This is a genomic window from Microbulbifer sp., from assembly GCF_051659245.1.
Lineage (GTDB): Bacteria > Pseudomonadota > Gammaproteobacteria > Pseudomonadales > Cellvibrionaceae > Microbulbifer.
In genome coordinates this window covers 1-9,298 of sequence record NZ_JBOFOC010000157.1, presented here as the reverse complement: position 1 = coordinate 9,298, position 9,298 = coordinate 1, and the positions used below count along the sequence as shown (strand labels likewise).

8 protein-coding genes are annotated in these 9,298 nt (G+C 64.2%); 3 read left to right on the top strand and 5 right to left on the bottom strand.

Annotated features, from left to right (window positions below; translation table 11 throughout):
* Positions 1-86: 86 nt before the first annotated feature.
* The 5 genes from iolB to ACRC0P_RS15465 form a co-directional block, all read right to left on the bottom strand.
* Positions 87-908 (bottom strand): 5-deoxy-glucuronate isomerase, encoded by an 822-nt coding sequence (gene iolB / locus ACRC0P_RS15485; protein ID WP_438632207.1) that lies wholly within the window; start codon positions 906-908, stop codon positions 87-89.
* 93 nt (positions 909-1,001) lie between these two features.
* Positions 1,002-1,592 carry a BON domain-containing protein gene (locus ACRC0P_RS15480; RefSeq protein WP_438632206.1) on the bottom strand — a complete coding sequence of 197 codons (591 nt, stop codon included), beginning with the start codon at positions 1,590-1,592 and terminating at the stop codon, positions 1,002-1,004.
* A 3-nt stretch (positions 1,593-1,595) separates the two neighbouring features.
* Positions 1,596-2,186, bottom strand: a complete 591-nt coding sequence (locus ACRC0P_RS15475; protein WP_438632205.1) for an SIS domain-containing protein — start codon at positions 2,184-2,186, stop codon at positions 1,596-1,598.
* Positions 2,187-2,247: 61 nt separating this feature from the next.
* Positions 2,248-2,619 (bottom strand): YraN family protein, encoded by a 372-nt coding sequence (locus tag ACRC0P_RS15470; protein ID WP_438632204.1) that lies wholly within the window; start codon positions 2,617-2,619, stop codon positions 2,248-2,250.
* Complete coding sequence (locus tag ACRC0P_RS15465; protein WP_438632203.1) at positions 2,606-4,531, bottom strand: penicillin-binding protein activator; 1,926 nt, start codon at positions 4,529-4,531, stop codon at positions 2,606-2,608. Before ACRC0P_RS15465 ends, ACRC0P_RS15470 begins: the two co-directional genes overlap by 14 nt.
* A gap of 51 nt (positions 4,532-4,582) precedes the next feature.
* Between ACRC0P_RS15465 and rsmI the strand changes: the two genes are divergently transcribed.
* The 3 genes from rsmI (at position 4,583) to ACRC0P_RS15450 (ending at position 9,100) form a co-directional block, all read left to right on the top strand.
* Complete coding sequence (gene rsmI / locus ACRC0P_RS15460) at positions 4,583-5,431, top strand: 16S rRNA (cytidine(1402)-2'-O)-methyltransferase (RefSeq protein ID WP_438632202.1); 849 nt, start codon at positions 4,583-4,585, stop codon at positions 5,429-5,431.
* Between the two features lie 302 nt (positions 5,432-5,733).
* Complete coding sequence (locus tag ACRC0P_RS15455) at positions 5,734-7,047, top strand: ATP-grasp domain-containing protein (protein ID WP_438632201.1); 1,314 nt, start codon at positions 5,734-5,736, stop codon at positions 7,045-7,047.
* A gap of 28 nt (positions 7,048-7,075) precedes the next feature.
* On the top strand, positions 7,076-9,100 hold the full coding sequence (locus ACRC0P_RS15450; RefSeq protein ID WP_438632200.1) for a CocE/NonD family hydrolase: 2,025 nt from the start codon (positions 7,076-7,078) through the stop codon (positions 9,098-9,100).
* Positions 9,101-9,298 lie beyond the last annotated feature (198 nt).

Sequence of the window (9,298 nt, the reverse complement as noted above, 5' to 3'; positions counted from 1 at the left end):
TCCTAAAAAAAATCATAAAAAAAGCGCCAGGGGAGGCGCTCGAAAATGGCACGAAGACAAGTGCCGAGGGAGAAGAACAACAAAATTCAATTCGCGCGGGGGTAATCGGGCCCGTTGATCCAGTCGTGTCCCTTTTCCCAGGTAAAGCACCAGCGGCGCACCGGCCCGGCCATTACGTTCAGGTAGTAGCTGTTGTACCCGGCTACCGGCACCACCGGGTGGTAGCCCTTGGGCACCATAACCACATCCTTGTCGTAAGCGGCCATGGATTCATCCAGTTTGCGGTCGTCGGTGTAGACCCGCTGGAAGACATAGCCCTGGGGCGGGTCTATGCGGTGGTAGTAGGTTTCCTCCAGGTAGGTCTCCGTGGGGCTGTTGTCGCTGTCGTGCTTGTGGGGCGGGTAGGAGCTGGTGTTGCCCTCGTCGGTGAATACCTCCACTACCAGCAGGCTGTCCGCGGGTTTGTCCTCGGGCAGGATGTTGTGCACGGTGCGCCGGTTGCAGCCCTTGCCGCGGGCCTCGGCGTCTATGTCGCCGGGGCCGATCAGGCGTGCCGGATGGTTGCCGCTGCCCGGGGCCTGGCACACCGCCAGTTCCAGATCGGTGGTGGCAACCACCTCAAAATAATCGTCGTTGGGTACGTAGACTGCGTAGGGTTTCTTGCGCTCAAAGGGGCTCATGCGCTCGCCGATTTCGTCCAGGGACAGGTCGCGGGTGCGAACCGAGGCCTTGCCGGCCACCAGTACCAGGCACACCTCCCGGTCGCCGGTCTCCCGCTTCAGGGATCGCCCTGCCTTGAGTTCGAATACCTGGAAGCCTACATAGCCCCAGCCGACGCTCTCCGGGCTGATGGCCTGAACCTGGCTGGATTCACCCGGGGGATGGTATTTGGAGAGCAGTGGCGACATAGCGACTTGCCTCAAATCAAGCGGTCGATTCGAGGCAAGTTACCAGATGTGAATTTTTATTTCAATAATTCAGGTTGTGAAAATTGTATTTCATCAATCGATATATTCGACCGCCTTGACCACCTTCTGCACCCCGCCGATACCGCGGGTCACATCCGCCGCCCGTTCCGCTTCGGCGCGGGTCAGCAGTCCCATCAGGTAGACCACCCCATTTTCGGTGATCACCTTGATGCGGCCGCTGTCGATCTCGTCGTTGGCCAACAGCACGCTTTTGACCTTGGTGGTCAGCCAGGCGTCGCTGGAACTGGCCAGCAGGGAGACGTTGCCGCGCACCTGGATCTCGTTGTACACCTGGCGCACATTCTGCACCTGTTGCGCAGTGCGTCCGGCCAGCAGGCGCAGTTCATTGTCCGGGACCTGGCCGGTGAGCAGGACCACACCGTTGAAGGCATTGACGTTGATATTGGATGCCTTCAGCTCCGGGTGCGCCTTGTTGATATTGACCGTGGTGACGGTCTCCATTTTCTGGTCATCGATATAGGTGCCCAGGGAGCGTTTGCCCGGGTCCTGCTGGATGGGGCCGTCGTGGGTGGCCTCCAGCACCGTGGTGCAGCCGGCCAGTGTGGCGGCCAGCGCAAGAGCAGTGAAAAGGGTCGTTTTGCGGGCAGTGTGGATTTTAGGCATGGTTCAGTCCTCGTAGCCACCGAACAGGCTGCTGTCGATCAGGTCGCACAGACAGAAAATGGTTAACAGGTGTACCTGGTGCACTTCGGCCGCAATTTCGGAGGGTACTCGCAGCTCGATATCGTGGTTATCCAACAGGGCTGCACAGTCGCCGCCGTCGCTGCCGGTGAGGGCGAGTATGCCCATATCCCGGTCGCGCGCGGCGCGCACGGCCTGCACCAGGTTGGAGTCGCGGCCATCCCCGCTGACGATTACCAGCAGGTCGCCGGGCTGTCCCAGTGCGCGCACCGGCCGCGCGAAGGATTCCGCGCGGCCGTGATTGCGCGCCACCGTGCCGATGGAGACGGCATCGCTGTTCAGCGCGATGGCGGGCAGTCCCGGGCGCTCGCGCTGGAAACCGCCCACCAGTTGTGAACAGAAACTCTGCGCCAGGGCGCCGCTCACGCCGTTGCCGCAGAGCAGCAGTTTGTTCTCCGCCAGCAGGGTGTGCACCACCATATCGCTGGCCTCGGCGATCAGCGGGGCGAGCAATTCGCCGGCGTTCATGGTGGCTTCCAGGCTGCGGTGGAAGAGGGTTACAACTCGCTGTTCCATTGTTTCCTATATCGGGCGAACACAGGGCCGCCTGCAATTATTCTGAGCTCAAGGTCCGCCCCTACGGGGCTCCGAAGGCGTTGGTTATCCACTGGATGTTTCCGGCATCGCCCTCGATGGCGACGACATCGAAGCGGCAGGGGCAATCCAGCTTGTGCTGTTGCAAATAATTATCCGCGGCGGCCAGCAGTTTGCGCTGCTTGCGGTGGTCCACCGTGGCCCCGGCGGAGCCGTAGAGACTGTTGCGGCGGTAGCGCACTTCCACGAACACCAGGGTGTCGCCGTCGCGGGCGATCAGGTCGATTTCGCCCCGGCGGCAGCGGTAGTTGCGCGCTTCCAGTTTGAGTCCGGCGTGTTGCAGGTGGCGCGCCGCGGCCTCCTCCATCTGTGCACCCACATTGCCTGTGGCCACGGGGCGGTCAAAAAGTTTCACTGTAGTCGCTGAGTTCCATCGGTTCGTCGCCGGGTGCCGGCTCGAATACAGTGGTCACCGGAACCGGTGCACCTTTTTCGATACGGGCCCATATCTGTTCGCGCACTATGCGGCCGTCCGGGGACAGGCTCAGTGCACCGGTGAGGCCGTGCACCCGCTGCTGCGGGAACTGGCGCAGCATGGGCAGGCGGGGGAACAGGCGGAAGGCGTCGGCACCCAGGGCGTAGAGGCGCGCAAAAGCGGGTGCCGGCGCCGCCTGTCTCTCGATATTCTGCTTGGTGCGGTTGTCGCTCTCGAACAGCCAGGGCAGCGCGGTAAAGCGCACACCGTTGATATCCCGGTCGCGGTTGGGATTTATCTCGCCCGAATACACCTGGGAGGTGGCGTATACCGGCAGGTCACCGGCGTAGAAAAAGGTCAACATAGGCTTGATCTGCCGCGCCTGTTGCGGCTGCGCGAGCACGAATATCATATCCACGTCGCCGCGCCGGCGCGGCGTGAACTCCAGCGGTGCTGCCAGCTTGCTGCGCAGGGCGCTCTCCCGCGCCTTGCTGTCGGGGACCAGCAGGGTGTCGCTGATCAGCCGGGAGAAGTTGCTGTTGTCGCGGTGGCTCCTGCTGATACTGACTGTGCCGCCCAGGCGCTGCCACTCCTCGGTGAAGGCTTCGGCGCCGCGCTGCCCCCAGCCGGTATCGGAGGCCAGGATCATCGCCTGGCGGTGGCCCTGGCGATAGGCGTGCCGGGCCACCTGGCGGGCCTCGTCCTCGATGGCGAGGCCGAACTGCACCAGGTCGTCGGTGAGGCGGCCGTTGTCGTCCCAATCCCCAGCATAGTTCAGTGCCAGGGTGGGCACCGGCAGTTTTTCCGTGGCCAGCAGGTTGGCGACCTTGCGTTTGTCCAGGGGGCCCACAATCACCTCGGCGCCGTTGTCCACCGCACTCTGGTAGACCTCTTCAAACGGCTGCTGGGTACCGGTGTCGTACACCTGGATATTTGGGGTGGGGGCGCCGGAGTCGAGGGCCGTGTAGTAGGCAGCCATGAAGCCGTCGCGAATTGCGCGCCCGGCGCTGCCCAGAGGTCCGGAAAGCGGCAACAGCAGGGCGATGCGATCGGCGCTTTGGGCGGCCAGTTGTTCGAGCAGTTGCAGTGCCTGGGGTGGCTGGCGGCTGGCACTGTGGAGGGGCCACTGCTGGCGCCAGCGGCTGAGGGCGGCGAGCTGGGAGCTGATATCGGTCTGGGTGTCGCGCCCGAGCAGGGCCAACTGGTACCAGCCGCGCATGATGGAATCGGTGCTCTCTGTGGCGCGCAGTTGCAGTTCGCTGGAGGGCAACTGGGTCAGTAGTTGCCAGAAGCCGTCGTTGTTGGCGGCAACGTCCCGCTCATCGCGGGCCAGGGCGGCAATCTGCCGGCGCTCGGCGATGGCGCTGTCCAGGTCGCCGAGCAGGCCCCATAGATCGGCGCGCAGGCTGCGCAGGGGCAGGGCGGTTTCCGGCGGCAGTTGCAACCAGGCGTTTTCCAGGCGCGGCGCGACGGCCAGGTTCAGGGCGCGGAAGAATTCGTCCTCGGCGGCCAGCAAACTGCCGTACACTTGCGCGTACTGGGCGTACTGCACGTCGTTCAGCTGTTCCGCTTCGATGCCGGTAACGGCCTGTTTGGCGGTCGTGTTATCCCCCAGCTTGTATAGAATGGCCGCCGCCCGCAGGCGCTGGCGGTCGCGCTCCGGCGAGGGCAGGCCCCGGGCGCTGTGCAGCAGCTGTACGGCGCTGCTGCGGCTGGCGCTGTCGGCGCCCACCGGAATCTGTATACCCGGTCTCGGTGCCTGTGTCTGGCAGGCGGCGAGAGCCAGGGCCAGCAGGCCGGCAATAATCGGGGGCGCGCGCCGGTAAAGGGGGCGCCGGGACGGGGCGGACATATTTTTCTCCCGCAAAACTTAACTCTTGTTTGGACTATGGGGTCGTGAACTATGGGGCCGGATCAGGCGCTGCTTTATATCGTCGCTACGCCTATTGGTAATTTGGCCGATATGGTACCGCGAGCTGTCGAAGTTCTACAACGCGCCGATCTGGTTGCCGCGGAGGACACGCGTCACAGTCGGAGACTTTTTTCCCACTTCAATATCGATACGCCGTTGGTCGCCTACCATGACCACTCGGACGACAGGCGCACCGGCCAGATCCTGCAGCGGCTGGAGGAGGGCCAGACAGTTGCGTTGATTTCCGATGCGGGCACGCCGCTGATTTCCGATCCGGGCTACCGCCTGGTGCGGGAGGCGCACGCGCGGGGCATTCGCGTGGTGCCGGTTCCCGGCCCCTGTGCTTTCGTCGCCGCGCTCAGCGCCGCCGGCCTGCCCAGCGACCGCTTTAGCTTTGAGGGTTTCCCTCCGGCCAAAGCTCAGGCCCGGTCGAAGCTGTTTGAGCAACTGGCCGGGGAGGAGCGCACCCTGGTGTTTTACGAGGCCCCCCACCGGGTGGCGGACACCCTGGAGGCGATGGCGGAGGCCTTTGGCGGCGGGCGCGAGGCGGTGATCGCGCGGGAGCTGAGCAAGACGTTCGAAACCATTCGCCTGGTCCCGCTGGCGGAGCTGGCCGCCTGGGTGCGCGCGGACAGCGACCAGCAGCGCGGCGAAATCGTGCTGCTGGTGCGCGGCGCCGAGCGGCGCCAGGGCGAAGCGCTGGATCCTGAGGCCGAGCGGATAATGAAGCTGCTGCTCGCGGAGCTTCCACCCAAACGCGCCGCGGCTCTGGGTGCGGAGATTACCGGTGTGAACAAGAAGATCCTGTATAACTGGAGCCTGGAGCAGAAGTCTCCGTAGGGGCGAACCTTATGTTTGCTCTTGATCGATAAAGCCACTTGGGCGAAGCCCCTACAACGTGCTGTCGTCGTTCCGGCGCAGGCCGGAACCGGCCTGGCCGGTATGACGAATCAGTGAGAGCTTGATATCTACAACCCCCACCGACCACTGAACCGAGTGGAGCAGAATCAAGGGCTGCGACAACGGTCGCGACCTCTGGCGGATAGCCGGGGCCGGCCAGCCCCCTCCCGATTCCCGGTTAACGACTAATCTCCCTAGAGGGCCCATTCCGGGAAGCGCAACCAATCAATGCGGAAGCCTGCATGACGACCCACGTCTTTGTCATCGGCCTGGATGAATTCCATCTCCGGCAACTGCAGACCATTCGCAATGCCGACGCCTATGCCTTCCACGGCCTTCTGCCCTATGACATGGTGGTCAATCCCGAGACCTATCCTATCGAGGACATGATCGAGCAGGGGAGGCGGGAACTCGCGGGGGCCGGCGTCCCGGTGGATGCCATCATCGGTCACTGGGACTTTCCCACCACGGCACTTCTGGCCGTTTTCCGTCGGGATCTCGGGCTTCCCGGGGCCGGTCTCGCCGCCACCCTGATCGCCGATCACAAGTACTGGAGCCGACTTCGCCAGCGTGAGGTGATCCCCGGGCACATTCCTGATTTCCAGAGCCTGGACCCCTTCGACCCGGAGGCGGAGGATCAGATCGAGCTGGATTTCCCCTTTTGGATCAAGCCGGTGATCGGATTCTCCTCCCAGATGGTCTATCGGGTGGCGGATTCCCGGGAGCTGCATCATGCCTTGTCGGAGATCCGGCAGGGGATCGCCCGCTTTGGCGATCCCTTCGCTCGCCTGATGGAGCACGCCGGTCTCCCGGCCGACATCCCCCGGGAAATCGATGCCAACCACTGCGTGCTGGAGAAGCCCATCGACGGCTGGCAGTGCACCCTTGAGGGGTATATCCAGCAGGGCAAGGTGGTGGTCTACGGCACGGTGGACTCCATTCGCGAAGGGGCGCTGCGCTCCTCCTTCGCCCGCTACGAATTTCCCTCCCAGCTGCCGCGGGAGGTCAGGGAGCGAATGGTGGCCATCACCGAACGGGCCGTGCCCGCCCTGGACCTGGACGACACCCCCTTCAACGTGGAGTTCTACTGGGATCGGGAGAGCGACCGAATCCGGCTGCTGGAGGTCAATACCCGGATATCCAAGTCCCACTCCCCCCTGTTCGCCGACGTGGCCGGAGCCTCCCATCACGAGGTGGCGGTGGACGTCGCCTTGGGGCGTCGGCCAGATTTTCCTCGCTGGGAGGGTGAACACAGCGTCGCCGCAAAATTTATGCTGCGCCGCTTCGAGGACGGGATCGTCACCCGGGTCCCCACCGCGGCCGAGCTCACCGCGCTGGAGTCGGAATTCCCCGGCGCGCGGATCCAGGTCGAAGTGAAGGAGGGGGATCGTCTCTCCGAGCTGCGCGGCCAGGAGGTCTACAGCTACGAGGTGGCGGTGATCTTCATTGGCGGCCGGGACCATCGCGAACTCGAGGCCCGCTACCGCGAACTGGCGGAGAGGCTGCCCCTGGAGTTCCAGTCTCTGTCCGGCGAGGGGTCGGCTCAGGTCGGATGACGACAAACGTCTTTGAAGGAGCCGCACCTTGAAGATCATCGATCCGCTGCCGCGACCGATCCGCGATATCGAGCACGCCTCGATTCCGATGAGCGACGGGACCCGGCTGGCGGCGCGGATCTGGATGCCGGAGAACGCCGAAGCCGACCCGGTTCCCGCCATCCTGGAGTACATTCCCTACCGCCGACGGGACAACACGCGGGCCCGGGACGACATCATGCACCCCTGGTTCGCTGCCCACGGCTACGCCTGCGTTCGGGTGGACATCCGCGGAAGCGGGGATTCGGAAGGCGTGCTGGAGGATGAGTATCTGCAACAGGAACTCGACGACGGGGTGGAGATCCTCCGCTGGATCGCCCGACAGCCCTGGTGCGACGGTAAGGTGGGCATGATCGGGATCTCCTGGGGCGGCTTCAACGGACTGCAGATCGCCGCCCTCAGGCCCCCGGAACTCAAGGCCGTGGTGAGTGTGGCCTCCACCGACGATCGCTACGCGGACGACGTCCACCATATGGGCGGTTGCCTGCTGGGGGACAACCTCTCCTGGGCCTCCACCATGTTCGCCTTCAACTCCCTGCCGCCGGATCCGCAGATCGTGGGGGAGCGATGGCGGGAACTGTGGTTTCAGCGACTCCGGGGCAGCGGTTTCTGGCTGGAGAAGTGGCTGCGCCACCAGCGAAGGGACGAATACTGGAAGCACGGCTCGGTCTGCGAGGAATGGAGTGCCATCCAGTGTCCGGTAATGGCCGTCTCCGGCTGGGCGGACGGCTACACCAACGCGGTATTCCGGCTGCTGGCCAAGCTGCAGGTGCCCCGCCTGGGCCTGGTGGGGCCCTGGAGCCACAAGTATCCCCACCAGGGGATCCCCGGGCCCGCCATCGGCTTCCTGCAGGAATGCCTGCGCTGGTGGGATCACTGGTTAAAGGGGGAGGAGACCGGAATCATGAAGGAACCCATGCTCCGGGCCTGGATGCAGGATCACGAGCCCCCCACCACCTTCTATGAGGAGCGCCCCGGCCGCTGGGTGGGAGAACCCGAGTGGCCCTCGCCGCACACCCGGGAGCTCCCCCTGACTCTGGCCAGCCCCGGGACCCTGGAATGGCCCGAGTCGAAAGTGGGAGAGAAAGTAATGACCATACAGTCTCCTCTATCGGTGGGGCTTTTCGCCGGCAAATGGTGTTCCTACGCCGCCACTCCGGACCTGCCCCACGACCAGCGCGAAGAGGATGGCGGCGCTTTGGTCTTCGATTCCGCTAAGTTGGGGGAGCCCCTGGAGATCCTGGGGGCCGCCCGGTTGGAGTTGGCGCTCGCCGCCGACCGGCCGGTGGCGATGCTGGCCGTCCGCCTGTCTGATGTGGCCCCCGACGACAAGGCGACCCGGGTGACCTACGGGCTGCTCAACCTCACCCACCGCGAAGGGTCGGAGGCGCCCCGGCCCCTGGAGCTGGGCAAGCGCTACCGCATCCGGATGGAACTCAACAACATCGGCCACTCCTTTCCCGCGGGCAACCGCCTGCGCCTGTCGATCTCCACCTCCTACTTTCCCCTGGCCTGGCCGGCCCCGGAGCCGGTCCGGCTGACCATCTTCACCGGAGTCAGTCGCCTGGTGCTCCCCGAGCGCCCCCGCCGGGATGCGGAGGATCAGGCCATCGCCTTTCCCCCGCCGGAAGGTGCCCGGCCCCCAGCCACCCGGAGGGTCCAGGCGGGCCAGCACAAGTGGCGCGTGATCCGGGATCTGGAAACCGACGTCTCCACCCTGGAGGTGATCAACGATGACGGCGTCGTCCACATCGAATCGGTGGACCTGGAGATGCAGCGAAAGGCCCTGGAGTGGTACAGCTACCGGGGATACGACTACACCTCCCCCCGGGGAGAGACGTTTTGGGAGTGGGGTTACCGCCGGGGAGACTGGGAGATCCGCACGGTGACCCACACGGTGCTCGATTCCACCCCGTCCCATTTCTGCATCCACGCCGCACTGGACGCCTACGAGGGAAAGACGCGGGTCTACTCCGACAACTGGGACGTAAAAATACCCCGGGACCTGGTCTGAAAGCATTCGAAGGCGATTGAATCGCTGGCTGCGGCAGCCTGGAGCAGAGGCGGGCATTATCTGTAGGAGATGTAATAAAGCGGCGAGCCAAGATCTAGCTCAGTAGGAGGTCAGTCCCCTAAACTGGTTGAGTTTTGAAACACAAGGTCGCTAAGCGCCTTAAACCAGAAGGGGACTGACATGAATAACTGTGGCATT